Below are 25945 nucleotides of genomic sequence, written 5' to 3' on the forward strand. Positions count from 1 at the left end.
ACATGGACCTTAGTCTGTCGCGCATGCATTTTCCGGTCACTACCCTCGGCCCAGGGCGGCGTATCGGTATCTGGTTCCAGGGCTGTAGCATCCGCTGTCCAGGCTGCATCTCTGCTGATACTTGGGGCCCCGGGCACCGACGCTTGTCGCTGGAACAACTGCTTGAACAGATAACCCCCTGGCTGCACGAGGCCGAAGGAATCACCATTTCCGGAGGGGAACCGTTCGACCAGCTCGACGCCCTGCGATCACTGCTCGAAGGCCTGCGTCGGCTCAGCAAGCTCGACATCCTGGTCTACAGTGGCTACTCCCTAGAGCAACTCGATAAGTCGTTGCTCCAGACCAACGGCTTGATAGATGCCTTGATCAGCGACCCCTATATCGAAGCTCTCAGTCAGACCATGGCTTTGCGCGGCAGTGACAATCAACGCCTGAGCCTGCTCACACCACTGGGCCGGGCACGCCTGGGTCATTACGAACGCCTGCTCGAACCCACCGACAAGGCGCTCGACCTGATGTTTGACGAAAGTGGCAGCGTCTGGATGGCCGGCATACCACGACGTGACGACCTATTGCGCTTACGCGATCTGCTGCATGAACAAGGCCATCATTTACAGATCAGCGCACACACGTCGCGACGCCGCTGAGTGGAGTACACCCCATGATACGTTTCTGCCCCAACTGCAAAACCGAACGCGCCCTCGAGGAAATGTTCTGCGAAGGGCTCATTCAGGAACGCCCCTGCGGCTGGGACCTCGCTGGCGAACCCATTCATTCCGCCGGATGGCGGCCGCAAGCAATCGCCACTGAGGAAACCCTCCCGCCGGTCAGTACGACTCAGGGGAATGCTCCTGACCTGCTCTGCGAAAATGGGCACCCGATGGTCGATGGCGACCTGATGTGCCTTGAATGTGGTAGCTCACCTGCGCAAGCAACGTCCTACGACGCCCGGCCAGACGCCAGCGAACCAGAGGGTATCCCCCAAACCCTGATCGATGGTTGGCGCCTGATCCGTCAGATCAGCAGCACCGACGGTGTGCGAGAACGATACCTCGCCGAGTACGAGGAAGCCGCGCAGCAGGCGGTCCTGACCCTGTATCGACCCGGCGCCGAACCGGACCCAGCGATCTATGATGTGATCCGCCGACTTCCACGCGAGCACGTACCCGAAATCATTGCCACCGGCCGCTGGGATAACCGTGCCTACGAGGTCATTGAAGAACTCACCGGCGGGACCCTGGCAGACCTCGGCAGCGTGATCCGCGACAGCGACAGCGTGCACCATGTGGTCAATGAACTGGGCCTGGCGCTGCATGCTTTCAACGAGGCTGGCCTGCGCCATCGTGACCTGCGCCCAGCCAGCCTGCTGGTACGTTCCCGCGAACCGCTGGATTTGGTCATCAGCGGCTTCGGCTCGGCACGCCTATCCGAGTTCGACCTGGACATCGTGTCGCCACTGGAAACCAGCCGCTACATGGCACCCGAAGCCATCGCAGGCGGCGTTGCGGCTGCCTCGGACTGGTGGAGCCTGGGCATGATCCTGCTCGAGCAACTGACTCAGGGCGCCTGCTTCCACGGCATCAATGCCAATGCATTTCTTATTCACGTGCTGGCCAACGGAGTACCGATCCCCGACGACCTCGAGCCGCGTCTGAACCTTCTGCTGCGAGGTCTGCTGGCACGCGACCGTCATCAGCGCTGGCAATGGCCGCAGGTCGAAGCCTGGCTCAACGGTATTACGGTCGAGGCTCCTGCATCTTCCGTCCAGCAAACGGACGAAGGTGAAGGCGCCACTCTAATGCTGGGCGAGCGCCGCTTCCACAAACCCGGCGTATTCGCCCTGGCGGCGGCCCAGGCGGATAACTGGCAACAGGCCCTGGACCATTTGCTACGCGGTGTGATCGTGACGTGGGCCGAGCAGGTCGGGCTCCCGACTTCCCTGGTCGCTGGCTTGCGCCAGGTCGTTCAGCACGAAGGGATTGAGGACGACTTCCGTCTAATGCTGGCACTGAGAATCCTCAATCCGGAAATCCCGTTGATTTATCGTGGCGACATCGTCACACCAGGATGGCTACTGAAGCACCCACTGGAAGGCTATCGCCTGATCAGCGGGTCGGTTCCGGACCTGCTTGAACAATTGCAGACCGAAAACTGGCTCTCGCGTCTCAAGTCCCGCGCCGAAAACGTACGCCAGCGTGCCCTGCACCAACACATCGAGTTGGTCGAAGAGCAACTGCGGATATTCTTGCTATCGACCTCACGAGCGACGCTGTCCACGCAATGGCAAGAGCGCCAACGCCTGTTTCCAGACACCGACCATCCGGGATTGACCTCACTGTCGGAGCGCAGGGTGATCGCCGAAGAAGATCTGATCGTGCTGCTCAGCGCTGCGATCAGTCAGTTCCGTTCGGCGGCCTCGATTGTAGAGGCTGCCGCCGAGCTGGCCAGGGCTGCCGATGTCGGTTGGTTCGAATCCGAAGCGGCGATCCAACTGCTGTTGCATTCGCGACTTGAGCTGTACCGCAGTGTCGATGAGCGCATCCAAGGCTTTGCCCGTTGTGGCGTGTCGCTAGTGGATGAGTGGGCCGAGCAGTTCCGTCTGGAGCGACGTATGCCGTTGGCCCAGGCGCTGGTGTTGCTGGCAATTCCGTCCAGTCATTGGCTGGAACCACAGAAACAGCAGTACGTCTCACAGATTCTCGACTTCTTCGAGAAGAAGGTGGTGACCGCAGTGATGCGCGGGCCACTGGTACGTATGAGCATTGGCAAGACCACTGCACGGATCGACATCAATGAACTGAACAGCGAGCGCAGTCCGGCCGCGGCGTTGCTCGATCACCTGCTGCAACGTAATGCTCGGGCAGTGAACCTCGACCCAGAGAGTTTTCAGCTCAACGGCCAACTGGAATCGCGCCTGCATGCCCTGTACCGGCAAAGCGCGCTGTACAAACGCGACACCGGCATCGACGGCCTGTACCTGGGCTTCCCCTTCCTGCTCAATCGCGACCCTCGAGGCACCACGCGTACGCGGATCATCCCGCTCCTGCTGTGGCCAGTGAAACTACTGCTTGAGCTGGGCTCCCGTGGTCACGCCGCTTTGGCGTTCGACAGTGAGCGCGAGGAGGTGCGGCTCAACCCCGCGCTTGAAAGCGTGCTCGGCGCGGAAACCTGCAAACGCTGGCGCAAGACCGCAGATGAACTGCTGGGACGCTCGTCAATTCGCGCGACGGATGTGATGGACGCCTTCGGCATGCTCGCCTCCATTCGCTCACGCGCCCTTGACAACCTACCCGCCAGTACCGTGGAAGTCGCGCCCTACCAGGACCAGCTGGATTGCGCGGCAGTGTTGTTTCACGTGACCTTCATGGGGCAAGCCATTGGTGAAGACCTACGCCAACTGAAAACCCTGTCGTCCGCAGGTACCGGCCTTGAAACGGCGTTGCGCCTCAAGACCGCCGACGAAACCGCGCATGAGGCACCGCCAGGCGAGCTGCAACGTTACTTCACCGTGGCCAGCGACCCCTCCCAGGAAGCGGCCGTGATCCAGGCCCGACAAAGCCCGGGGCTGCTGGTCGAGGGGCCACCCGGAACCGGCAAGAGCCAGACCATCGTCAACATGGTCGCCGACGCCATCGGCCGTCAGCGCAACTTGCTCATCGTCTGCCAGAAGCATGCGGCGCTGGAGGTAGTGTACAAACGCCTGGTTGCCGAAGGCCTCGGCCAACGCATCGTCATGGTCAATGACGTGAACCGAGACCGGGAGCCCGTCATACGCGGTATCCGCGAACAACTGGAAAGTCTGTTCACGAACGGCAGCCAGGTGCAGGGCTGGCAGCGCCAGCGTGAACAGATCGCGGCCCGCATCGAGGCCCTGGAGGGTGAGCTCGACCGCTTCCACCAAAGCCTGCATCGCCTGGATGAAAATACCGGCCTCAGTTATCGCAGGCTGCTCGGCGAGTTGATTGAATTGGAATCCGGCCCAGCCCCGCTCGAGTTTCCAGCCCTGCGCCAACGCCTGGCATCCCTGGACCTCGCTAGCCTGACCCACTTGGAGGAAAGCTGCGCCCCTCTGATTCGCCTATGGTTGCCCGCACGCTACGAAGGCAGTCCATTGGCCCAGTTGCAGTCGTTCGCCGCCGACCGCGCGACTTTGCAGGCTTTCACCGACAATCTGCACAGTTTCACCCAAGCCGAACACAACCGTCAGGCCACGTTGCAAGCACACCCTGCCAGCTTTGAAATCGATGACCCGGCGCCATACCGAAACTGGATAGCGGCCCATGTCGCAGCCCTGCTCGACCTGAAGCAAGAGCAACGTCTGCGCCTTGCCCGATGGCTCCCGCTGTTCCGCAGCCGTGAAGCGGGCCACCCCCCTCGGGGCGAGTCGATTCTCGGCGAACTGCAGCAACTGGATCAGCAACTCGGCCAACTGGATCAGGAACACTACGCCCCCGCCTTATCAGCGGCCCTCTGCCTGCTCGAAAACAAGGCCCTCAGGCATCTGGATCAAGACTGCACCAAGGTCATGGCAGCCCGGTCCTGGTTGGCGAACATCAACCCGCTACATCTGCTGCGGCGCAAGCGGCTGCGCAACTTCCTTCAGGGCCAGGGGGAAAGCCGTGTTATTGAAGCACTACCAACCCTACAGCTAGCCATCCGCCTTGAAAGCCAGTGGCGACCATTGCGCAGCGAGCTGAGTACCCTGCACCAGGCGTTGGAACTGGAAGCTGTGGGTCAGCAAGCCTGCCTGGAATTGATCAGCTTCGTGAAGAGCGATATCCGCCACCTGCTGGAAATCCAGGCACTTGCCATGGCGTTGGCGCAATCGCCTCGCGCCCGGCAGGCCGACGAGGCCGCCCTCGCTGGAGACAAACAACATCTCGAGGCGCTGCTCAGCGATCTCGATGCTTCGTTGATGCGTCATGGCGCTCGCCAATCTAGCCTCGAACAACTCAAGGTGCTCGGCGACTGGCTGGGCGACGAACTGGCGCAACAACTGCAGCACTCCATTGTACACAATCTGAGCAATCAACTGTCTCTTGATCGGCTGCATGAAGCTCTGCCTTTCCTGGCCGCGTACCAGACCTTCCGCGGGCGCGCCGCTCAGTTGACAGCAGCCGACCTCCAACTGCTCGCATTGCTGCGCCAACGCCAGGGAGAGTTGGACAACATTGCGCCCGAGCAGCTTGAAGCCGCGGTGCGGCGCCTGCTTAACCGCGAAGCTCGACTGGGTTGGAAACACCGCTTCGAGCAAGCCAATCCCGAACTGCTGTTCAGCCAGGAGGAAGCCCGCGCCAAAGTCGCTAGCCTCGCGCAAGCCGATGCTCAGATGCGGTTGCTCAATCGCGAGCTGCTGGCCAAAGCCATCAACCTTGATCACCTGGGTAATCGCAAACAATGGGAGGATGTTACTCGCCTGACTGGCAAACGCTCACGGCGCCTGCGCGAATTCATCGAACTGGGCAGTCACTTAGGCCTGATGAGCGTGCGCCCTGTGTGGTTGATGAACCCGGACGTCGCCAGCCGTGTACTGCCGCTCAAGGCAGGCCTGTTCGATACTGTCATCTACGACGAAGCCTCACAGATGCCGGTTGAGTTCGCCCTGCCGACCCTGTTCCGCGGCCAGGTCACCGTTGTAAGCGGCGATGAGAAGCAAATGCCGCCGACGGCATTCTTTTCCAGTCGCATCGAAAGCGACGAAGCCGAAGTGTTCGACGGCGACGAACCTGATGAAGACGCCGATGAGGAGCAGCGCGAAGCGTTCGAAGACACTTGGAACCGTCGTGAGATCAAGGATTGCCCCGACCTGCTACAACTGGCGCGCAACGTCCTGCCCAGCACCACATTGCAGATCCACTACCGTTCGGCTTACCGTGAACTGATCGGCTTTTCCAACGCCTCGTTCTATGGCAATCGCCTGAACGTTCCGGTCCGTCACCCGCAGGCGAGCATCCAGCGCATCAAGCCGTTGGAGCTGATCCAGGTTGGCGGGCTGTATCAGAACCAGAGTAATACCCAGGAAGCCGAACGGGTCGTCGAGTACTTGAGCCAATTGTGGCAGACCCCCTATGACCAGCGCCCCTCGGTGGGTGTCGTCACCTTCAACCGCAAACAGGCCGACCTCATCGAGGAGCACTTGGAGCAGCGTGCAGAGCAGGATGAACTGTTCCGCGCCGCCTACGCCCAGGAGCGTGAGCGCAGCGAAGACGGCGAGGATATGTCGGTGTTCGTCAAGAACGTGGAGAACGTGCAGGGGGATGAGCGCGACATCATCGTCTTCTCCTCCACCTTCGGTCGAAACAGCCAGGGCACATTCCGCCGTAGCTTCGGCGTACTGGGGCAGACGGGGGGCGAACGACGCCTGAACGTGGCGGTGACCCGCGCCCGGCGCAAGGTGGTTATGATCACGTCGATGCCGATCGCCGATATCTCCGACATGCTCAACACACACCGTGCCCCCAACAGCCCGCGGGACTATCTGCAAGGCTATCTGGAATATGCTCGCGCGCTCTCCTCGGGCGAGTTCAGCAACAGCACCAAGTTGCTGGAGCGCCTGCAGACCGACCGCAGCAGTCAGCAACGTGACCAAGGTCAGCAACGTGATGGTTTTGTCAGGCTGGTCGGTGAATTCATTCATTCCCTGGGATGGCAGGCCGCTCCCGCGAGTGAAGGCGACGCTTTCGGTCTCGACTTCGCCATCGAGAATCCAGGCACGGGCCTGTACGCAATCGGCATCGAATGCGATGCGCCTTGCCACAATCTGCTGGAACGTGCCCGCGCCCGGGAAATTTGGCGCCCGTCCGTGCTGCACCGCGCCATCCCGCATATCCATCGTGTGTCATCGCAAGCCTGGTATCACAGCGGCGACAGCGAACGCTTACGGCTGCGTGAAGCAATCGAACACGCCATGCAAGTCGAGCAGCCGCTACAACCCAGCCCTACATCAGTCGATACGGAAATCTGCCAATGAGTGGTCCCAAGGTCGTTCGCATTGTCACCCGCGAAGAAATCATTGCCATTTGTGAAGGCCACCTGCAACGCCTGGAGCGCGCCGTGGATCGCTGGCAAACACAGGCCACAAGGCTTGGTGAGCTCAGTGAACTGGAGCGCTCCGCCTCACTGGAGCGACACGCTCGCCTTCGCGCTCTGCTGGCAGAAGACCGATTGGCGGAACTGCAGAAGGCCGTGCCAGTAGAGATCGAGCACCTGCGCCGTGACTTGGAGGACCGCGAAGAACGCGCGATCATACGTGCCGCCGAGCGACGCCAACGCGACCGACGCGTTCGGGAAAACGCAGAAACCCTGCTTGGCGCTTTGCAAGCCAACCCCGATAGCGCCGATCAGGCCTTGCTGGAGTCTCTTTCGCAAATGGCCAGCGGTGCCAGTCGCGAAGATGCCGAACGTCTGCTGGCCGAGGGTTTCGCCCACTTGAGCAACGCAGACGAGGAGCCAACCTTGAGCGATACCCAACGCGCCCTGGCGCAGCAACTCAAGGTCGACGAACCCGAGGTTTCACTGCGCGAATGGATTGCGGCCCGGGAACCGGATGCAACGCGTGACGTACGGCTGCTACGCATTGACCGACACATCATGGAGCTGCAACTGTTGCAAGACGCTGAACGTGCCGCGCCGTTCCTCCTGATACTGGAAAGAGCTGAAACGGAAACCGATGCCAAGCGGCGCAACTTGCTGCTCGATAGCCTGGTACTCGACCTCGCCGCGTCCACGCGAAACTTCCGACGCCGACGCGAATGTCTTGAACAACTGCAGGATCTGGCCAGCGAAGCCAAAACCTACGCAGGCATCGAACACGCGACCTTGCTCGATCAAGTTAGCGCTTGTACAACCGACACCGACCTCTCGGTAACCACCGGACTGATCGAGCAGTGTAAAACGCTTATCGCTTCCCACTTACAGGGCCGCGCCGCCCTCTCCCGCCGCGAAGCCGTGCTCGGCGGCTTGGCCAGCCTCGGCTACGAAGTGCGTGAAGGCATGGCGACTGCCTGGGCAGAAACCGGCAAGGTCGTGCTGCGCAAGGCCGCTACCCCCGGCTACGGAGTGGAAGTGGGTGGCAAAGCCGATAATGGCCGTCTGCAGGTTCGCGCCATAGCCCTCAGCAGTGATCGCGACAAGGCGCGGGATCGCGACATTGAAACCATCTGGTGCGGCGAATTCCAACGGCTGCAAGCGTTATTGAAAGAAAAGGGCAGCGAGTTACTCATCGAACGTGCGCTTTCGGTAGGTGAGGTTCCACTCAAAGAAACGAATGTCTCCGAGCCGGGCGTAGAAACAATCGCTGGTCAGCAAAAGACACTTCATAAATGACCCGCTAACTCCATACCACCGAAAGCGATTGCTAACATGTTCTGCCGCCTGGAACTCAGAGACGCGACCTCCGGGGCATTCTGGACCAAAGCAAGGAAGATCAGCCGCTATATCGAACAGGGCGTTATCGCCCAGGAAGACGCTCGCATCGTCGCGATCAGCGCCAGCCGCTTCGGCATCTATGTCCCCGAACATCCCTTACCACTTATCATGACGACGCTGTTCTCCATCGGCGATGCTTTCCTCACTATCGATCGCGATACAGGCGATGTCATCGAAGAAGGCTTTCACGTCTCTCCCTTGATCCACCGAGAACGGAATCCGATCCCGCGCTCGGCATTTCTTGACGAGCGCTTCGCAGATATCTCTGGCGTGATCTGGTCACGGGTTGGCCTTGGCAATCTCTCGCGTCAGGTTCGGCCAATCACCTATGTTCACAATCCTCTGGCACAGGCACCATTGACCGTGAATTTGGGCGTCTGGGACCGTGAGTTCGTGACCATCCGCCAGATCGACAGCTGGGAGTCCACCGACATCCTTGCCGCAATGGAGTCCTTGTGAAGAGGAACTTGAATTCGCGCACCTGCTACATACAGGGCTAAGAGGCCGACCATGTCCGCAACCGGCGAAACTCGACTTTTCACCTTAATCAGCCAGCGCCAATTCGAGCTCTATGCCCTGTCGCTCGAACACGGTCCCAATTTCGACCCCGCACATATTTTCAGTGCCTATCAGGCCGGAACTGGTGGCGTAACCGGCTGCATTCTGCTTGATCCAACGAAAGGGGCTTTCACCACTCTGGCCATGCGTCGGCGCATCGACCACTGTTGGATCAAAGTAGATGAAAGCGGGCCCTACTCCACACCCGAGGCTGCACTAGACCGACTCACCGTCGCTATGCGTGCCAGTGATCCACCGGAAGCATTGCTGCCAGGAGTCCGGCGTCGCCCGCATTTGCTGAAACCGGGGCCGCGTGGTACGTCTCCAGAGTTCCAGCTACTGACAACCACGATCAACCATCTGCCGGCGCTCATGGCGGTCGGCGAATGCTACCTCTCGCTTCCCAACCCCGACGCCAATTTCGTCTCGGATTTTCAAACCAACAACTTCGCGTCCCGTCTGTTCGAGCTCTACCTTTTCAGCTGCTTTCGTGAGCAGGGTTTGAACGTCCGACAAGACCATGTCTCTCCCGACTTCTTGATCGAGAAGGAAGGTAACGCATGCTGGATTGAGGCAGTTACAGCAAACTCCGAGCTTTCACGCGCCGGCGGCATCGGAAAATGGGTTCATGCCCCAAAGGATCGCATTGAACGGCTGACAGGCAACCCGGCGGAACGATTCGCAAAGACGCTGCGCGGCAAGCTCCAGCGCAACTATCATGAACTGGACCATGTAAAAGGACAGCCGTTCGCCTTAGCGATCGCCGACTTCCATGATTTCGGCTCCATGGTTTGGAGCCGCGAGGCTCTTCCCACCTACCTTTACGGCTTACGCGCGGAAGTCACTGGAGATGGCACTGATCGTCGCGCGATTGGAGTGCCGATCGCAAATCTGACGGGCCAACACAGCATTCCTGCTGGGCTCTTCCGCGACCCAAATTTCGCACACCTCTCGGCAGTCATCTTCAGTAATTCTGCAACGCTCGCCAAATTCAACCGCATGGGTTTCTTGGCAGGATGGCGACCGCCCGGGCTGACGATTATCAGACGCGGCATTCTCTTCGACCGAACTCCGGGCGCATTAGAGCCTATCGATTTCAACCTTGCCGTCGACAGTGCCGAATACCAAGCACTCTGGCCGTGGGGCGAAGCATGGTGTCAGGAACTTGAAGTGTTTCACAACCCATTGGCAACACATCCCATCCCGTTTGATCTCATCCCCGGCGCGACCCACTGGTTTGAACGCGATGGCGACATCGAATGCAGCACGATTTGGGCAAACTCAGTCATCTCATCGATCACTCATCTACAGATGGACGGCAAACCCGCTGTGACGAGCAAGCCGCGTGACCGTCGCCAACCACCTGCCCCCACGAGCACAGAATAGACAACGACAATGACGAATGAACCATCTGATCGGACGATCATCCTACATCTCCTCCGCGGCGCCGTGCCCGAGCGAGCCGATGAAATCAGCGGTCTTTGGAGCCAATACGGCCATGCCGTCGAGGTCGCGCCAAGTAGAAAGGGCGTGACAATGAATGCCAACGGGAAACGTATCCAGTTCGACACTAAGACGATCGACTTGTTCTGGCTGCTTGGCTTCAGCTCGTGGCGGGCGATCGAAGTGTACGCACCAGCCTTAGTTGTCGCGACATCCAGTGGGTTACCTCTCGACCAAGCCCTCAGCGTCGATGAAGAACGCGGCCAATATGAATTCGACTACAAGCAGCGCATCGCCGCCGCCCAGTCGCTCATCACAGCCGAACAGACCTCAGACGTATCCTGGCCGGTGGACATCCCCCTGCCGAGCGCCGACCGTGATGGCCTGGGCAACATTCAGCACATGGCGGCATTCGACCTTGTTGCGCTCGCCTTGGCCTTCGCCCTGCTACACGAATTCCAGCACGTCATGTTCTGCGCCGATAACCGCGCGCCCTCTACGCGACCTGAAGAGGAAATCGCCTGCGACACATATGCCCGAACTTTCATGACAAGCGAGCTCGCCGCCTATGCGAAGGCACACGGACACGATTTCGCCCAGGTCCAGAACAAGCGTGCGATGGGCATCACGCTCGCCGCCGTCATCGTTCATGCGATGACGCCGCCCTATGCACGTTGGGGCAATAGCGAATATCCACCGATCACCGAGCGGCTGACAGCAATGATCCGTGGCTACACTCTACCAGCCGATTCATCATTCTGGGCCTTCACGGCCTGTGTCCTAATCGCGCTTATGCGGCAGGAAAATCTTCCGCTCGACATTGTCGCCTACTCGAACAAAGAAATGGTCGAAATGCTGCTCGACCGGCTCGGTTGAAGGCCTAGGGGAAATAACTTGCCGGTCTATTTCATTGGCGAAGATGAAAACGGATGCTCTCCTATCAAGATCGGGGTGGCGAAGAACATCGAGGAGCGTAAGCGCAATCTCCAGACCGGTAACCCTCTTGACCTGAAACTGCTCGGATGGATCGAAGTAGCCGATGCCTTTCAGCTTGAACGCCAGCTTCATCAGCACTTCGAGTCGACCCATGTGCGCGGCGAGTGGTTCGCAATAGAGCCTGCAGAGATCTTGCCCATTCTCATGCGCGCTGGCCTAGACGGATTTGTCGCCAAGAATGCTGATGCGTTCCAAGTCATTGGCTATGACCGTGACGCTGTGCCGGAGTATCTTGGGGTATGGGAATGGGGCGACCTTGAGATCTATGAATGCTGCCCCTACTGCGGCTGCCTGTGCGGCATGCACTTTCAAGATGCATCACAGATGTACCACTGTCTGAACTGCGACACGCTAACGGACTTTTCGGACTTGGACCCACGCAACGAAGACTTGGACGACTGAGCCATGACTGACAAGGAACTTAGTGCAAGTGAACAATGGCTTGAAGCCCGAGCCCCCGGCTTTCGGCGCCTACCAGATCTTGATCGCCGCGTCATATTCGACTTCGCCTTTCTTTGGAGTCTTTTCGAGGCACAGATCATGGAGAACCACGCCCGGACTGATCGCATCCGCGATCGAATAGATGCCTGGACTTTGGACGGAACGCTAGAAGCTGAGCTCTACGAGGGGGAGCTTGCCTATTTTCGGAATCGTTACTATGCCGATGGTGAATTGACTCACCATTTCCCTCACCTGAAACTCCGGCCCTCAGACCACCTTAGTCTCGTTCAGGAGGTTGTTGAAGGGGTGAACGACACCCCACGCGACCGAATGTTAGCTCTCCTGATGATCGTCTGGCGCCTACGCAACAATCTCTTCCACGGTGAAAAATGGGCCTATGAGCTTCGCGATCAGCGCGAGAACTTCAGTCATGCGAACAGCGTTTTGATGCGAATACTCGAACGCCATGGCCGGCTCGGCTAACAGTCCAGCCGCCCTTGAAGACCGTTCCCTAGCCAAGTTGAACCGGTCCCCCGCGCTCGATCCAGGCTTCAGAATCCCCGAATGCGCAATGGGGAACCGTAAGCCTAGTGTGTCCTACGCGGCTATTTCGGGTCGCCCTTCTTAAACCCCCTGTCCCCTACCATAAAGGTCTCCAGCATGTACGGAATGAGAGTCGCCGCATCGACGGTCTCGCCATACGCTTGACCGTGTAATACCGCATAGCGGTCCAAGTCGGCTTTCAATCTCGCTGGGCACATGATGGTCAGCTTGACGCTCTCGGTCTTGGGGAGCGGCCCCAGCCGCAGCTTGCGCGACGTGGTCATCTTGATATCCCCCCGATCGAAGAACAGAAGCTGATACGGCCTCAGAATCAGATCGCGATTGACGATGACGCGGACCGGCAATCCGGGACGCTCAGTAAGCGTTGGCTGGATGCTGAGGTTGCGTCGGGTCATCTCCTGCCCGACCTCATTCACGCTGTACTGCATGCTGTCACGCCCTGCGACGATGACGCGATCACCGTTTTGGCGATTCTCCAGTGCGGCCAACTCCGCGCCAACACCCGGCAATGTCGTCAACGCGGCACCTGCAAAGATACGATCCCAGTGGCAATCGACACCATCCTCAAGGCCAGCGTAACCAGCCGGATCAGTGCCCGCTAGGTTGTCAAGCGCGAGCGAAGAAGTGTCCGGCAAAATGATGCGACTCCATACCATCTGCACGCGGCTCGACCAACTCGGAATGTAGCAAGTCAGAAGGCACGATCACCAAGGCCGTGGCCATCCGCGTGACGAGCCGGAGTCCGAGCATGGCCTGATTCATTCCCACCAACCGGCATGACTGTCGGGGCATTCGTAGCCGGTGCTATCACTGTCACGAGCGCGACGCACAGCGCGCCTAGCTACGGCTCACGCAGACCAGCCGCCTGGGTTTGCCGAGCAGCGATCAAGTTGAAAATGATAGATGCGCAAGGACGCTGTACGGTCCTAAAGTGCGCTTGATGCCCTGCCCTGGGCAACCAATCATCAGGCATGCTCAGAACAAGCCGACTGGCGTACACTGAAAACCGTGGAAGTCCACCCTGCTCCGCGTCAGAAATCGCCAAGCCAAATCGCCCGCTCACTCGCGGCGACTGGGGGCAAAATTGGGGGCATAGCTTAAACATTTCTCTGCAAAACCAGCGTACTAGAGCCAAGTCAAAATGTTCTTTGGGGATCCGGACAGTCTCTAGGCGTCGCTACTCATACCGTCCGCAATCTGGACAGTCGGCTCAGGGTTCGGCTGTTGAATCGGACAAGCAGGACGGTGTCGCCGACCGACGCAGGGGCCGCTTTTGCCAAGCGACCGGAGCAACCCGAAAGCAGGTCCGTCCAGTCCAGCTACTGCATCAGGAAACTCTAACTACTCAATGGCACCTTGCTCTTGTTAGTATTCGCCTGAAAAGGATTCGAAGCCGTGGCTCGAGCGCTGCGTTTGATGATCAGGCTAAACAGTGCATTCTTGCCGCGCTCCTGCCTGAGCAGAAATTGGGCGTGTCCAAAGAATGTGAGGTTTTCCCGCGCTCGTGAGCACGCCACATTCAAACGCTGACGGTCGAGCAAAAAGCGGATGCCACCCTGAGTACGAACAGTTGAATACAAAACGATATCCGCTTCGCTTCCCTGGAAACTGTCCACCGTATCGATCTTTACCTCAAACACGTCGTCGATAAGCGGCAAGCTCTTTCTAAGCGCTGCGAAATCTTTATTGATTACGCGTTTCTGGGCTCCATAGGGTGTGATGATCGCCACGGATTTAGTCGTAAGGCTATGGGTGCCTTCCGCTCGGCGCGATGCCAGTTTATGCGCCGACGCTTTCAGGAAATCGACTATCGCTTTGGACTCCGCCTCATTAAACAGGCTGGTGCCTTCGTTTTCTTCCTTGCCATGAGGGACGTCCACCCAGCGCATGCAGTGTTCTCCGTCGAGAAAATCCTTACGTTCGTGCACCTTGCCGTTGTGCAGCCCCCTTACGTCATTGGCGGTGTAGAACAGGTCCGCTACCAGATCGCCGATGGGTTCGACCATGCGAAACTGTTCCACAAGTCTGCCGGAACAGGCCGCTGGCAGGTTTTCATAAAGCTGCTCGAAAAAGCTGGTCTTGAGAAATGTTTCCTCAAGAAACGGCAAGACCGTCTTTGCCTCGGCCTCTTGCAATGCGCGGCCGATACTCGGGGGGAGCTGGAAATGATCCCCGATAATGATTGCTTTACGGCTGCGCATAAGTGGAATCAAGAGTTCGGGAACCGTTGCCCTGCCTCCTTCGTCGACGATGCAGATGTCGAATGCAAGTCGATCCATACCGTAACGTCGCGATGACAATCCTACGCAGGTAGCACCGATGAGGCCGTGGTCCTGGACAATAAGCTCAGCCAGTTCATCATCGAACTGTGAACGTCCCTGGTCTGAAGGATGATAGATAAGGTCCATCCAGGCTTCGATCCAATCGGCTTTTTCGGGGTTCTCGAGGCTCGCCAAACTGTAATCCTGCTGACGCTCGCGTAGGTACTCCATCAAAACGTTTTCGGTCATGCGTGGCCGAACTTCCACTTGCACCTTTTCTACATCGTTGCCAATGCGCAATACGTTAGAGCTGAAACCCGGGAACTGCTCAAGGAAGCGATCGAGAGCGTTATCCACCGCAGTGTTCTGTTGCGAAACTACCAGAACCCTGGAGTCTGGTCTGGCGCAGAACAACTGGTGCAACAACTCGACGATGCAGGTGGTCTTGCCTGTACCCGGAGGCCCTTGTATCAGATACAAATTGGATTCAACGAGCGCCGCCTCGATTACCTTTTTTGCGGCCTTCGCTCTGTCAGCCCCCTGCCAATTGGGATCCCGCCAGTTCAGGCCACTATTGACCCGTTCATTCCAGAATGGGTCGGGTTGTGGAACATATCGGGCAGGCATCAGCAGAATTTGCTGCAGGTTTCGATTAATCAGGCGCCCACCCAGGAACCCCTGAAGCGCGATCTTCTGCCGACCCAGATTCGCCAGCTCGCCCCGGTTGGGAAAACGTATTCTGTATTGCGACGGCTGCACATCAACGTAACCGCTATCGGGGCCTGGGCGCTTCATTCCTTTATGGAAGATTTCGTAACGTTTTGCAACTCGGGCCTCTGGCACCCCATGCAACTCGGCGACCTGCAACCAGCGTTCTTCACCATCGGCACTCAGACACAGCTGCTCCACGAACAACCGCGGCGTACTACGAGCCTTTTCAATCAATTTCTGCAGGCCATCGACAAGATTCGAACTGCAGGAACACTCCAGCGTTCGCTCTTCCATTTCAGTGACATCACTCAACTTAAATACAGCATGCCCTGTTTCAGCCAACAGATAATCTGTAACTGCATTCCAACGCTCGAAGAACTGCCCAGCCTGCTTGCGTGCCTGACTGTCGCCGGCGAAAAATGACTGCTGACGACAAAAGGTCACGAAGGCTTCGAACTGCAGGACGTCGCAGAAGACGCTGTCTTTGAATCTCACGTCAATCAACCGCACCGGGCAAGGCAAAGCGTCCAGCTCAACGCTATCGAAACCGGTGCGCGTCACATTCACAATGTGCAACTGAGAGTCCTTGAAGCTGGCTTTGGCCTCGATCAGCCATGCCCCAAGTTGCAGGGAGACGATGAGTTCGCCATCAATCTCAACCGTGCCCCGCAACTGCCACTGTGCACCGCCACTTTCGCGTTCCAGCCCCTCAAAATCATACGCAGCGCGATCAGCGTGGATAAACACCGGCGCTGCACTCTGTTCGCCGTAGCGAAGCGACTCCGGGTGCTGAGTGACCGTCACTTGGCCTTTGCTCAGCAGTAAGTCGTAGTAATGAACGTACACTTCAATACGATCACCACGCGGGTAATTCTTTCCGGGGAAGCTCGACTCGCTGCGTGGCAAGAATGCGACGACACCGCCGTTTGCAGACTGCTGCTTGTCGACAGAACAGAAACCTGGATAACAACGCACGAGGTAGCCGTCGCCATATTGTGGCGATGTCTGCGCTCTTTCAATGAAAGCCGTGCACGGCACACTGTCCAGTATGTGTTCCGCGTGCAATGCCCCCCGAAAAACGCAGGCTTTGAAGAAATTCGGCCGTTTGAAGTTCCCTGACATCTGCACCGGCACCGCATCCTGATCGGGGTACTGCATCATCAGTGCGCGCTGTTGCGTATCGGTCCAAACGTTGGCCTGCTTCTCCGCGCGCAGTTCGAGCTTTTGCCCATAGGCGTTGAATGCATTATCAATCTCTGAGATCGATGCCAGAACGACCTTGCCGCCGTAAAACCAGTCGTCAGGTAATCGGGATTGTGGCTGTGCCATGTTCATCAGTTCAGTGAACTGTTGCTTTTGAGCGAGTTTGTCTAATGTCTGCAGATACCATTCGCAGTATGCGAAAAAGCCCGCCAGACGATTCTGCGTATCTTGCAGGCGCCCATTGAGCAGGCGCAGTGCGTTGCGTCTGTAGGGGCTGATTGATACGTCCGACAAATCCTTGGCCAGCCGTTGCGCCAGAATGTCGAACTCCTGGGCCGTGCCTTGCAGACGCGCCCGAAACTTTTTGCAATAATCCTGGTTCTCGGCCTTGTACCGCAGCGCAGCACTTTCGTGGGCGCGAGCTTGCTCCATGGCGTTTGCCCAGCTGGTGGCCTGAAAATCACTTCGCGTCCGGGCATTGCGCTGCTTCAGTTCTTCATGGAGCTCACGTTCTTCATCGGTTTCACGATCCAGAAACCAGGCAACGGCACTCGCACCCAGAACGAACAACCCCGCAGCAACAAATTGGTACATAGGTCGCAGATCTCAAGGCTTGAGCGGAATGAGCGCTCGGTAGCTGTGCGCCAGTTGGTCCAGGGAGGCTGGCTCTTCAAGAATTTTGTCGAGAACACGCTCCCGTTCACGGTCGAGCGTCATCATCTGTTCATGCTCCATCTGGAGCCGGGCCATTGCCTGATCGTGCTCGTTGGCGTCTTTCTGACGCAGGCGGTCAGTTTCAGACATCTTTTGTACGGCGTTCCAGGTCACCTGCTTGGTCTTCTCTTCGGCAGCCCTGACGCGCGCCTTGCTAGCTTCAATGGAAGCTTTGGTTATCGAGGTCTGTTTGCCCCAATCGGCGAGTTTGCCGGTCACAGAAATGGCGGCTTTGGCGATATCGGCCATCTGGTCGAGTTTTTTCATTGTGACCTTCTCGCTATCGCCTGCCTTTTCGGCAGTGTTCGTCTTTTGCGGTTTTGCCTTTTTCATGATGGATCCTCACTCGTCCAACAGCGAAAGCGCTGCACTGAGCTGCGCATCAACCAACTGATAATAGGTGCGCTCCAGCTTCAACAATGGCACGCAATTGGGTGTCACCGCCAAACGCTCCCGAGACACGTGATCACCCAGACGCTTGATATGCCGTCCCAGGTTCTCCAGGTTCGTCACTCCGATGTGCAGCGCTACGTCACGACCCTCCAACTGGTTGCGCAACGCGCTCATTTGCGCACTGAACTTCAGGTCACGCTCCTTGGCCTGTAAGCGAAATTGCTTCTCAAGTTCCTTGAGCTCACGGCGAAGAGCTTCACCTTCGGCCTCCAGTGCCTGTGTTTTGCTTTTGGCTTGGCGATAATCAGCGTAAGCCCCCAAAGCATCCAGAAATGCCAGCCCCGCCTCGACGAAAATCAACGGACTGGCGGCTTTACCCGTGCGCGCCATTGTATACAGGGTGCGGCTGACGCCACTGGTACGTTTGACCCGTTCCGTGGTTTTGTCGTCCCAGTCAAACAAGGTCGCGAACACGTTGACAGTAATCACGCTAATTCCGCCGCTTCTTGGGTCATGAGGTTGTGGGACAGAGTGAACGCGTCAGGGGTGCGCTGTAGATGACGAGCCAACTGCACCTCATCCACTGAGCACAAAAGCTGCAGGATTCTGGCGTTGGTTTCTACGCAGAGTCCAGGCGCAACGGTCAATGAATCAAGTTCACTTGGCAGGCCGTCACCAAGACACATGGGTAGCCTGGCATGTCTGGCGTCCTCGCTCTCCACAACGGCAGCCGTGGTGAAATGGTTCAAGGTGCCCGAACTGACCAATTCAAGCCGCTGAACCCGCGTGGACGGTAGCTCGACCGTCCACGGGAAATTCGCTATTGGCTTGAACACATGAGCAATTTCGACCACGGGCAAGGTCAGCGACGGCAGTGCATCCGACGTGCCATGATGATTGGATGTCTTCAGGCGCAATTGCAGTTCCCCGGCCGCGTACTCGATCGGCACCAGCAGCTCGGCTTGCTCACCTTCATCCATGCCCAGCTCGAACGCCCAGTGTTCGAGCTCGCTCGTTATCAACTCGCAATCGGCTCCCCAGCAATACTCGAGCAACTGCTTCAGACCGTCTTGCTCCAACAGCCCTCTGAGGCGGTTGGCATCATCAAAAAGCCTTGAGCGTCCTGCCCGACCTGTTCGACGGGGTACATGAGTGACAACGGTCGATGGGGCGTCATTCGCAGGTAATGTCTGTGGGGGTGTCGTGCCGTAGTCGAACATTACAAAGTGCGCCGCGTGACGCGAAAGGGTGAAAGCGTCCAGCCAGACTGTGACGCTGAAATCCTCAAGCAAGTGCTCCACTTGCACGATAGAGCTGCCCCGCGACGTCAGCCACAGCAACGGGCCATTTTCACCCTCATCTATTTGCACATACCGGTGGGCCTGCAGGTATGCCAGCTGATTAAGCAGCACGCTCCCACTAAGCGCCGTTACCTCTATCAGTGCGGCGAGCGACAGCCCCTGTTCGATGGCTCTGAGCAAAAAACGCGATACACCGCCCATGCTGTCCAGCAGCCGGTGTGAGAGCGTCAGCCTGTACCGATCAAATGGCAGCAGAAAGGTTACGGGTTTGTCGATTTGAATCAAGGTCACAGTCCATTGAAGTCAAGATTCTCCAAAAGCCCAACGGCTCGGCACGAGCGGGCTCCAGGTTATTGCTTGAAACAAGCCATTCCTGAAGCCGTGGACATCAGGTATGCCCCAATGACGCGTGACAGCCTTCGCGGACCATCGCAGGCTTCTCGATGGTGGCCCCATGCTATATCGTACACCCTGTGTTTGGCGATGATCTGTGGCGTTTTTTTCACCGTGTCAGGGAAGATGAGCAATGCAACGTTTTTTACGCAACAAAGTACCTCCCTCCATTTTCCGCGAAACGCAATTCAGGAGGTCCAGAGAGCAACTGCTGGAGTTCTTCAGCCTGGACACTCAGGAGCGCTCTCAAAGCCGTGTGCCCATGGAAGACCTGGAACTGAATCTGAACCAAATCCGCCCTGTTTATGATGCGCTGTTTCAAATGTTTCGAGGGAAATGTGCATTTTGCGAAAGCGAGGATCATCCACTTCCCTACCGATTCCGACCAACGTCGTCCGCAACCTCTACGATGGGAGGGATTGACTCCCATCTCTACTATGTCTGGCTCGCCAATGCTTGGGAAAATATCTATCCCATCTGTCTGAAGTGTATTCCGCGTCAACCTTCGTTCTTTCCGGTCAAGGGCAAGCGCGCTCCGATTCCGACCCTTGAGCAATTGCGGCAATATGCCAATGACAATCTCGGTTCATGGCGCTTCCCCACATACCGCGAGTCAGCAATTTTGCTTGATCCGTGCGTTGATCAGCGTTTTGAAAAGCACCTTTTCCCCTCCGTTAATGGCGAGCTGCTGCCACTATCTGAAGAGGGCGATATCACAATCGCCAATTTTCACCTGGACCGTCCAGAATTGAATGAACTGCGGGAAGCCAAGCTTCGGCAGTACCGTGAAAAACTATTGGAGTCTGGTGAATACCTGCCGCGATTACGCCAGGCTACCTTTCAAACCTATTTTGACTTTACCAAACTTGAGTTCGGTGGCCTGTGGTACCTGCAATGCCGTCGAATGGCACTGTACTTGTCACAAAGAGCTGGCGTGACAATGCCTACCGGCCGCTCCAGGGTGGCAAAGACACTGAAAACACTGCTTTCAATCGGGGACTATCAGCAAACGCGTGAACAATTGCAGGGGTGGATTGAAGAAACTGACTTCGGCCGTAAGGAATTGAACATACCGCCAACGCACTATGACGTTCTGGGTACTGAGCCAAACCAGCAGAAGACATCTATGCCGCTGGTTTACCCGTCCTTGCATTCCATCGAACTTCAGCATTTCAAGGCGATCGAGCGCCTTGAATTGAATCTCGGCACACTCAGCGCCGAATCGCAGTTGAGCAATGAAAATCTACAGCCAGCACTGCTGATACTGGGTGAAAACGCCACCGGAAAAAGCTCGATTCTAGAAGCGATTGCGCTTTCTCTGAGCCATTCAGATACACCTGCCACCTTGAACCTGACACCTGCCTCCTTCGTACTTTCTCCAGCCCAACTGGGCTCGGATGACGTGGCCTCTAAAACCCAGGCACAGGTACGTTTGAGTTTCGGCAACGGGCAAGCCAAAGTCTTGAGGATTGATGACAACGTCTTTCGACCGGATGGACTGGATAATGTTCCGCCGGTGTTCGCGTATGGCGCCTTTCGCCAATATCAGAAAAGATCTCCTCAGGCTCATGAAACCGATCACGCGATCATCAACCTCTTCGAAACGGATCGCCTGCTGGCCAATCCGGAGCAATGGCTCCTTAAGCTGGAAGGCGAAGACTTCAATGACGTGGCTCGTGCATTGAAAATCATCATGTCAGTGGACGGCGACATAAAAGTCATCGAGAAAGCGCCCGACGGTAAATCCTGTCTGATCGTGACGGTCCCCGCAGGTGTAGTGACCAGGACACCGCTCAATGATGTGTCCTCAGGCTACAGAACCATACTGGCAATGGTGTGCGACATCATGCAACGGCTCATGGACCGTCGCGTCCATCCCCGTTTTCAAGGACTTGAACATGCCCAGGCTGTGGTGTTAATTGACGAAGTCGAAGCGCACCTGCACCCGCGCTGGAAAATTCAGATCATGCATGTGTTGCGCAAGGCCTTGCCCAAGGTCACGTTCATCGCCACCAGCCATGACCCCCTGTGTCTGCGCGGCATGCAGAAAGGAGAAGTCGTGGTTGTTCAACGGCGGTCCAAGGCTGGCGGGGCTAAGACTCAGTACGCCACTTGCATTGAGCAGTTGAGTGATCTACCGGACTTCTCCCGGTTGACGATTGAGCAATTGCTGACTTCCGATTTTTTCAATTTGATGTCAACTGATGAGCCGGAAATGGAGAAAAAATTGGCCAGTGTGGCCGATCTATTGGGCAGGCGCAAAAACAGAGAAGAGTTGACCGCCCAAGAACAGCGGGTCATGGCCTATTTCGAAGATGAGGTCAACGACGCGCTTCCCGTTGGCACCAGTGAGGCCCAGCGTGTCGTTCAGGAGGCTGTCGCCGAATTTCTTCAGCGGCGAAAGAAGGAACCTTCCAGTGAGTGGGAAACGATACGTGTGGAAACCAAGACCAAAATACTGAATATCCTCAAGGACTTTTGAACCGTGCGCTTCGTGGACCGATCCCTCGTGAAAAAGCCCCTGGCGATGTTGCCGAGAAAGACCAAAGTCAGTGCCGCGGATCAGGAACTCACTGACTTAACCGCCTATTTCAAAGAAAAAACGGCTGCACTTGAGGCCTTGGCGCGCGCCAGAGCCACGCTGGCGGCCGATGATCCGCTTGTGATTGAAGCCGCAAAGGCAGTGGACTCCTTGAAAAAACCACCTTTCAAGACCTACCGCAAAGACTCGGTCAAAACTCAGTTGTTTGCGCTGTTTCATGGCAAGTGCGCGTATTGCGAAACGTTCTACCCTGCCGTAGCCCCGGTTGACGTAGAGCATTACAGGCCGAAGGGCGGAGTAAAAGATACTGACCATACGGGCTATTGGTGGCTGGCGATGGACTGGGAAAACCTGCTTCCCAGCTGTATCCATTGCAACCGACTGAACGAACACATCACACCGGTGCTCTCGACCCAATTGGTTGAACTGCGCAGTGACCATTCAGGCTTCAGCAAGCAACGCAGGGTCACTACGGGCAAAGGCAATCATTTTCCAATCCTGGGGCCGCGCGCGACACAGGACTCGAGGGACTGTTCAACGGAATACGCGTTGTTACTCAATCCCTGCCGGGATGATCCACAAGAGCATTTAGCCTTCCATGTCGACTGCGAAAAGCTCATTGGGTTGGTGTTACCGAAAACACACGATGGCGCTGGGCTACCTGAAGTCATTCCAACCCAAGATCTACTCCCGGAATTCAAAAGTGAAATTGATAAGGCGCTTGAAGAGAAGCTCAGCCTACGTGGCGCGGTATCGATCCATACCTACGGACTGAACCGTTTGGGATTGGTCCAGGATCGCACGCGAGTACTGCGCCAACTCGCCTTTATGGAGGAGTCAGTAAAGGATCTTTGCGCGATAATTCTGAAGCTCGAAGTGTGCAGGAATGCTCCGTGCGCGGATGAAAACAAACGAATCATCAAACGAATGGAGGCATTGATAGATCGTACGGTGCGACATATGAAAGAGATGGCTGAGCCTCAAGCACCCTACTCGACGATGGTTCGCGAATATCTGGCTGGTTTCGAGAAGCGCCTTGTCTGATCAGAGCATTCGCTTCCAACGCAGGTGTTCGATCCTTACTGGCGACGCAACACGGCTTTGTCATCAAACCAATTGATAGTCCCCTTAACTAAAGGTGCATGCTAGGAGAAGGTTAGGATCGAGGGATTTCGACTCCTCCATGATGTTGAGATCATGCTGGAAGGAAATTCCACAGTAATCGTAGGGCGCAACAATAGCGGGAAGACATCGTTTACCGACATTTTTGATCGCTTCATCGGGTAGACGCGACTCGCCGTGCTGTCCACACAGATCATGCCGGATACAGCTGTCGCTGCGGTGAATCGTCTTTTTGGAGGCGACAACGTAGCGGAACTTGCCATCCCAACCTGAAGCTGTGTGACACTCCCCCAACAGCTCAACCTAGTCAGCGGGGCGATTCGAAGTGGCCTACTGCTGAGGAGCAAGATCGTCTGTCAGCGTGGGCTTCTCGGCTGATCGGAACAGCTCCTGTTTGCGAACTAGGCCTGTGCGTAGCGACTCCGCAGCCCCCCCAATCTTCTACCATGAACGCCTCCAGCATAGACTCAGAGCGTCAACTCTCTCACCACAGGCCTCTGCATGCAGCGCTGCGTAGACAGGCAGCCGATAGGTTTCCGGATAGCGGCGCAGCATTGCCATTTGTCCCTCGCTCAGATACGCCCGGTACTGCTCGGCATTCTGCCCTACTAGTACATGGATCAGCAAAAACCTAGATTGACCAAGTAAGGATTATTCCTTACCATTCAGCTTGTACATCCGGGAGAACACTCATGCCTGCCATCCACGAAATCGCCACATTGACCTCGAAGGGGCAGATCACACTCCCCAAATCCGTTCGCCAGCTACTGGGCATTGACACAGGTGGCAAGATTGCATTCGACGTACGCGACGGTGAAATCGTGGTCAGCCGCGTAGAAACCACCCACGAAGACCCTGCCATCGGCGCATTCCTGGGTTTGCTGGAAGCTGATATCCGAAACGGACGCAACCTCACCACCCTGCCGGAAGACTTGGCGCAAACCATGCTCGCCAACGCAAACGTCTCGGTAAACCTGGACGAAGATATCGATGGTGAGGTCGCGATCTGATGCTTCGACATGGCTGGACACTGTTGTTCCATGAAGGTGTGACCTTACAGCTACGCAAATTGCAAGAAGCCGCCGCCCGAGCCAAGCAGAACGATCCGCAAGGTTTTGAGAGCAACGCCAACGTCAAGCTGTTTCGGGCATTGAGCCATTTGATCATGGAGGCTGTGCCTGCCGACCCAGGCCGTGATGAGTTCCGCCAAGGCAACATGCTGGGCACCGCCTACAGACATTGGCGCCGCGCAAAAATCGGCAGGCGCTTTCGGCTGTTCTTTCGCTACGACTCAAAGTCCAAGGTCATCGTCTATGCATGGGTCAACGACGAAAATACTCTGCGGTCCGCAGGCAGCAAATCCGATCCCTACGCCGTATTCGAGAAGATGCTGGGCCGCGGTAACCCTCCTGATGACTGGGATGCGCTGACTGCTGCGACGCGTAGCGACTGGGACGAGCTCAAAACATAAGTTGCGCAAATGAGTGAGCGGTTGCACGTTCTGCGCCAGTCCCGCCCTCGGCGCGTCCACTGTAATCCACTCGTAGCTGCTGTAAAAAGGGGTACATCTGGGGGTACAAAACCAATTCCCCATTCATAACCATTTGATTTATATGAATGCCCAAATGTTCTTTGGCGATCCCGATAGTCTCTGATCAAGTTCCACCAAGCAAAATATGGCCTCTAGATACATCTACCATTTGGAGATAACAAAGACCTGTCCAACCATCATGCCTTAGACAGCTCGCCAATCTTCTCCAGCCGCGCCCGCACGATATTGCGGCTGATGCTCAGCAAGCGCCCGGTCTGCAGCTGATTACCGTGGCAATACCGATACGCCGCCCTGAACACAGTCTCCTCGATATGCTCATACAAGTTCGGGACATTCTGCTCGAATAGCGCCAGCAAAGCGCTTTCCAATTCCGGCGGTGCCGCGCTGGCTGCCGGCAAGTAAGCCTGTGCAACAGGCGCCGCCACCTGTGGCCGGATATCGACCAAGTGCAGGTCCGCCGGTGCCACCACCTGATACCGGCACACCAGCAACGCATGGTGAATGGCATTTTCCAGCTCGCGGATGTTGCCCGGCCAGCTATGCGCCAGCAACTTGCGCTCGGCATCCGGGCTCAGCGATGCCCGTTCGTAACCCAGCCGTCGGCAATGTTCTTCAATGAAGAATTCCGCCAGCGGCAGGATGTCTCCTGGCCGCTCACGCAAGGGCGGCAGGCGTATCGTTGCGACGTGCAGGCGGTAGAACAAATCCTCTCGAAAATGCCCTGCCACCACCGCGTCAGCCAGGTTGACGTTGGTTGCCGCCACCAGCCGCACGTTGATCGGTATCGGCGTACGTGAGCCCAGGCGCACCACCTCACGTTCCTGCAGCACGCGCAACAACTTCACCTGCATGTTCAACGGCAGGTCGCCGATTTCGTCGAGGAACAGCGTGCCGCCATTGGCCGCCTCGAACCAGCCGGCCTTGTTGCTGGTAGCGCCCGTGAAAGCGCCTTTCTCGTGGCCGAACAACTCGCTCTCCACCAGGGTTTCGGCAAAGGCGCCGCAGTTCACCGCCACGAATGGCTCACGCCCACGGCGGCTAAGGTGGTGGATATGACGGGCGACGAGCTCCTTGCCGGTGCCGGTTTCGCCGATGATCAGGGTATTGGCCTCGCTGGGCGCCAGGCGCTCGATACGGCTGAGCAGCTCCTGGGAGCGCGGGTCCTTGAACACGAGCACAGTGGCGCGTACCGACTTGGTCAGCTCGCGGGCATTTGGGTGGGTGATCAGCGACATGGGGGCATTCCTGGCAGTTGACGCGCAGGCCCATAGTGCATGAAACAAATTAGATCAAAAAATTATTAATTAGCATTTGAATATTCGAA

The 25945-nt window shown here is 57.1% G+C and carries 19 protein-coding genes and 3 pseudogenes; 14 read left to right on the plus strand and 8 right to left on the minus strand.

All coding sequences use genetic code 11. The features are described from left to right. Nucleotides 1–2: 2 nt before the first annotated feature. From AAHK21_RS02080 to AAHK21_RS02115, 8 genes are read left to right on the plus strand one after another with little or no spacing between them, the layout of a single operon-like run. Entirely contained in the window at nucleotides 3–647 is a 645-nt protein-coding gene (locus tag AAHK21_RS02080) for a 4Fe-4S single cluster domain-containing protein (RefSeq protein WP_367856237.1), read from the plus strand. Between the two features lie 14 nt (nucleotides 648–661). Next, a complete protein-coding gene (locus AAHK21_RS02085) occupies nucleotides 662–6970 on the plus strand; it encodes an AAA domain-containing protein (protein WP_367856238.1) in 6309 nt (2102 codons plus the stop codon). Further along, a complete protein-coding gene (locus tag AAHK21_RS02090) occupies nucleotides 6967–8325 on the plus strand; it encodes a hypothetical protein (protein ID WP_367856239.1) in 1359 nt (452 codons plus the stop codon). Before AAHK21_RS02085 ends, AAHK21_RS02090 begins: the two co-directional genes overlap by 4 nt. A 36-nt stretch (nucleotides 8326–8361) precedes the next feature. Next, nucleotides 8362–8886, plus strand: coding sequence for a hypothetical protein (locus tag AAHK21_RS02095; RefSeq protein ID WP_367856240.1), 525 nt, complete (start codon nucleotides 8362–8364; stop codon nucleotides 8884–8886). A gap of 51 nt (nucleotides 8887–8937) precedes the next feature. Further along, nucleotides 8938–10371, plus strand: coding sequence for a hypothetical protein (locus AAHK21_RS02100; protein WP_367856241.1), 1434 nt, complete (start codon nucleotides 8938–8940; stop codon nucleotides 10369–10371). A gap of 9 nt (nucleotides 10372–10380) precedes the next feature. After that, nucleotides 10381–11304 carry a phage exclusion protein Lit family protein gene (locus tag AAHK21_RS02105; RefSeq protein ID WP_367856242.1) on the plus strand — a complete coding sequence of 308 codons (924 nt, stop codon included), beginning with the start codon at nucleotides 10381–10383 and terminating at the stop codon, nucleotides 11302–11304. 18 nt (nucleotides 11305–11322) lie between these two features. Further along, complete coding sequence (locus tag AAHK21_RS02110; protein WP_226524857.1) at nucleotides 11323–11826, plus strand: GIY-YIG nuclease family protein; 504 nt, start codon at nucleotides 11323–11325, stop codon at nucleotides 11824–11826. 3 nt (nucleotides 11827–11829) lie between these two features. Next, on the plus strand, nucleotides 11830–12348 hold the full coding sequence (locus AAHK21_RS02115) for a hypothetical protein (protein WP_367856243.1): 519 nt from the start codon (nucleotides 11830–11832) through the stop codon (nucleotides 12346–12348). A 122-nt stretch (nucleotides 12349–12470) separates the two neighbouring features. Here the strand turns inward: AAHK21_RS02115 and AAHK21_RS02120 are convergent, their stop codons facing one another. Both AAHK21_RS02120 and AAHK21_RS02125 read right to left on the minus strand, forming a co-directional pair. Next, nucleotides 12471–12692 (minus strand): DUF2274 domain-containing protein, encoded by a 222-nt coding sequence (locus AAHK21_RS02120; RefSeq protein ID WP_367858934.1) that lies wholly within the window; start codon nucleotides 12690–12692, stop codon nucleotides 12471–12473. Nucleotides 12693–12701: 9 nt separating this feature from the next. Further along, nucleotides 12702–13097 (minus strand): annotated as a pseudogene (locus AAHK21_RS02125) (TrbI/VirB10 family protein); the annotation flags it as partial. Between the two features lie 511 nt (nucleotides 13098–13608). On the opposite strand from AAHK21_RS02125, the pseudogene AAHK21_RS02130 reads away from it, so the two are divergent. Continuing rightward, nucleotides 13609–13713: pseudogene (locus AAHK21_RS02130) on the plus strand (LysR family transcriptional regulator); the annotation flags it as partial. 53 nt (nucleotides 13714–13766) lie between these two features. On the opposite strand, the gene AAHK21_RS02135 reads toward AAHK21_RS02130, so the two are convergent. Genes AAHK21_RS02135 through AAHK21_RS02150 form a run of 4 tightly spaced genes read right to left on the minus strand, consistent with a single transcriptional unit; the run spans nucleotide 13767 to nucleotide 19297 of the window. Continuing rightward, the gene (locus tag AAHK21_RS02135; RefSeq protein ID WP_367856244.1) at nucleotides 13767–17198 is read right to left on the minus strand and encodes an AAA domain-containing protein; all 3432 of its coding nucleotides are present in this window, start codon (nucleotides 17196–17198) and stop codon (nucleotides 13767–13769) included. A gap of 12 nt (nucleotides 17199–17210) precedes the next feature. Further along, complete coding sequence (locus AAHK21_RS02140; RefSeq protein ID WP_367856245.1) at nucleotides 17211–17651, minus strand: hypothetical protein; 441 nt, start codon at nucleotides 17649–17651, stop codon at nucleotides 17211–17213. A gap of 9 nt (nucleotides 17652–17660) precedes the next feature. Further along, a complete protein-coding gene (locus tag AAHK21_RS02145; protein WP_367856246.1) occupies nucleotides 17661–18200 on the minus strand; it encodes a hypothetical protein in 540 nt (179 codons plus the stop codon). Further along, complete coding sequence (locus AAHK21_RS02150; RefSeq protein ID WP_367856247.1) at nucleotides 18197–19297, minus strand: hypothetical protein; 1101 nt, start codon at nucleotides 19295–19297, stop codon at nucleotides 18197–18199. Before AAHK21_RS02150 ends, AAHK21_RS02145 begins: the two co-directional genes overlap by 4 nt. Nucleotides 19298–19538: 241 nt before the next feature. On the opposite strand from AAHK21_RS02150, the gene AAHK21_RS02155 reads away from it, so the two are divergent. From AAHK21_RS02155 to AAHK21_RS02165, 3 genes are all read left to right on the plus strand, one after another. Then, nucleotides 19539–21887, plus strand: a complete 2349-nt coding sequence (locus AAHK21_RS02155; protein ID WP_367856248.1) for an AAA family ATPase — start codon at nucleotides 19539–19541, stop codon at nucleotides 21885–21887. A gap of 27 nt (nucleotides 21888–21914) precedes the next feature. Then, nucleotides 21915–22991: an endonuclease gene (locus AAHK21_RS02160; protein WP_367856249.1), complete on the plus strand. Its 1077-nt coding sequence runs from the start codon at nucleotides 21915–21917 to the stop codon at nucleotides 22989–22991. 117 nt (nucleotides 22992–23108) lie between these two features. After that, nucleotides 23109–23234, plus strand: coding sequence for an AAA family ATPase (locus tag AAHK21_RS02165; RefSeq protein WP_367858935.1), 126 nt, complete (start codon nucleotides 23109–23111; stop codon nucleotides 23232–23234). A gap of 342 nt (nucleotides 23235–23576) precedes the next feature. On the opposite strand, the pseudogene AAHK21_RS02170 reads toward AAHK21_RS02165, so the two are convergent. Continuing rightward, a pseudogene (locus AAHK21_RS02170) lies at nucleotides 23577–23672 on the minus strand (DUF1329 domain-containing protein); the annotation flags it as partial. An 89-nt stretch (nucleotides 23673–23761) separates the two neighbouring features. Here AAHK21_RS02170 and AAHK21_RS02175 point away from each other — a divergent pair. Beyond that, nucleotides 23762–24079, plus strand: coding sequence for a type II toxin-antitoxin system PrlF family antitoxin (locus AAHK21_RS02175; protein WP_367856250.1), 318 nt, complete (start codon nucleotides 23762–23764; stop codon nucleotides 24077–24079). Then, nucleotides 24079–24540 carry a type II toxin-antitoxin system YhaV family toxin gene (locus tag AAHK21_RS02180; protein ID WP_367856251.1) on the plus strand — a complete coding sequence of 154 codons (462 nt, stop codon included), beginning with the start codon at nucleotides 24079–24081 and terminating at the stop codon, nucleotides 24538–24540. The genes AAHK21_RS02175 and AAHK21_RS02180 overlap by 1 nt, the downstream gene beginning before the upstream one ends. 257 nt (nucleotides 24541–24797) lie before the next feature. On the opposite strand, the gene AAHK21_RS02185 is transcribed toward AAHK21_RS02180, so the two are convergent. Continuing rightward, nucleotides 24798–25856, minus strand: a complete 1059-nt coding sequence (locus AAHK21_RS02185) for a sigma-54-dependent Fis family transcriptional regulator (protein ID WP_102684954.1) — start codon at nucleotides 25854–25856, stop codon at nucleotides 24798–24800. Nucleotides 25857–25945 lie beyond the last annotated feature (89 nt).

It is taken from the genome of Pseudomonas sp. TE50-2 (genome assembly GCF_040813665.1).
In the GTDB taxonomy this organism is placed as follows: Bacteria; Pseudomonadota; Gammaproteobacteria; order Pseudomonadales; family Pseudomonadaceae; genus Aquipseudomonas; species Aquipseudomonas soli.

Bases quoted from the DNA above. Each gene is read 5' to 3' on its own strand.
- AAHK21_RS02080 (WP_367856237.1), top strand. From the start codon at position 3: ATGGACCTTAGTCTGTCGCGCATGCATTTTCCGGTCACTACCCTCGGC.
- AAHK21_RS02085 (WP_367856238.1), top strand. From the start codon at position 662: ATGATACGTTTCTGCCCCAACTGCAAAACCGAACGCGCCCTCGAGGAA.
- AAHK21_RS02090 (WP_367856239.1), top strand. From the start codon at position 6,967: ATGAGTGGTCCCAAGGTCGTTCGCATTGTCACCCGCGAAGAAATCATT.
- AAHK21_RS02095 (WP_367856240.1), top strand. From the start codon at position 8,362: ATGTTCTGCCGCCTGGAACTCAGAGACGCGACCTCCGGGGCATTCTGG.
- AAHK21_RS02100 (WP_367856241.1), top strand. From the start codon at position 8,938: ATGTCCGCAACCGGCGAAACTCGACTTTTCACCTTAATCAGCCAGCGC.
- AAHK21_RS02105 (WP_367856242.1), top strand. From the start codon at position 10,381: ATGACGAATGAACCATCTGATCGGACGATCATCCTACATCTCCTCCGC.
- AAHK21_RS02115 (WP_367856243.1), top strand. From the start codon at position 11,830: ATGACTGACAAGGAACTTAGTGCAAGTGAACAATGGCTTGAAGCCCGA.
- AAHK21_RS02120 (WP_367858934.1), bottom strand. From the start codon at position 12,692: ATGACCACGTCGCGCAAGCTGCGGCTGGGGCCGCTCCCCAAGACCGAG.
- AAHK21_RS02135 (WP_367856244.1), bottom strand. From the start codon at position 17,198: ATGTACCAATTTGTTGCTGCGGGGTTGTTCGTTCTGGGTGCGAGTGCC.
- AAHK21_RS02140 (WP_367856245.1), bottom strand. From the start codon at position 17,651: ATGAAAAAGGCAAAACCGCAAAAGACGAACACTGCCGAAAAGGCAGGC.
- AAHK21_RS02155 (WP_367856248.1), top strand. From the start codon at position 19,539: ATGCAACGTTTTTTACGCAACAAAGTACCTCCCTCCATTTTCCGCGAA.
- AAHK21_RS02175 (WP_367856250.1), top strand. From the start codon at position 23,762: ATGCCTGCCATCCACGAAATCGCCACATTGACCTCGAAGGGGCAGATC.
- AAHK21_RS02180 (WP_367856251.1), top strand. From the start codon at position 24,079: ATGCTTCGACATGGCTGGACACTGTTGTTCCATGAAGGTGTGACCTTA.
- AAHK21_RS02185 (WP_102684954.1), bottom strand. From the start codon at position 25,856: ATGTCGCTGATCACCCACCCAAATGCCCGCGAGCTGACCAAGTCGGTA.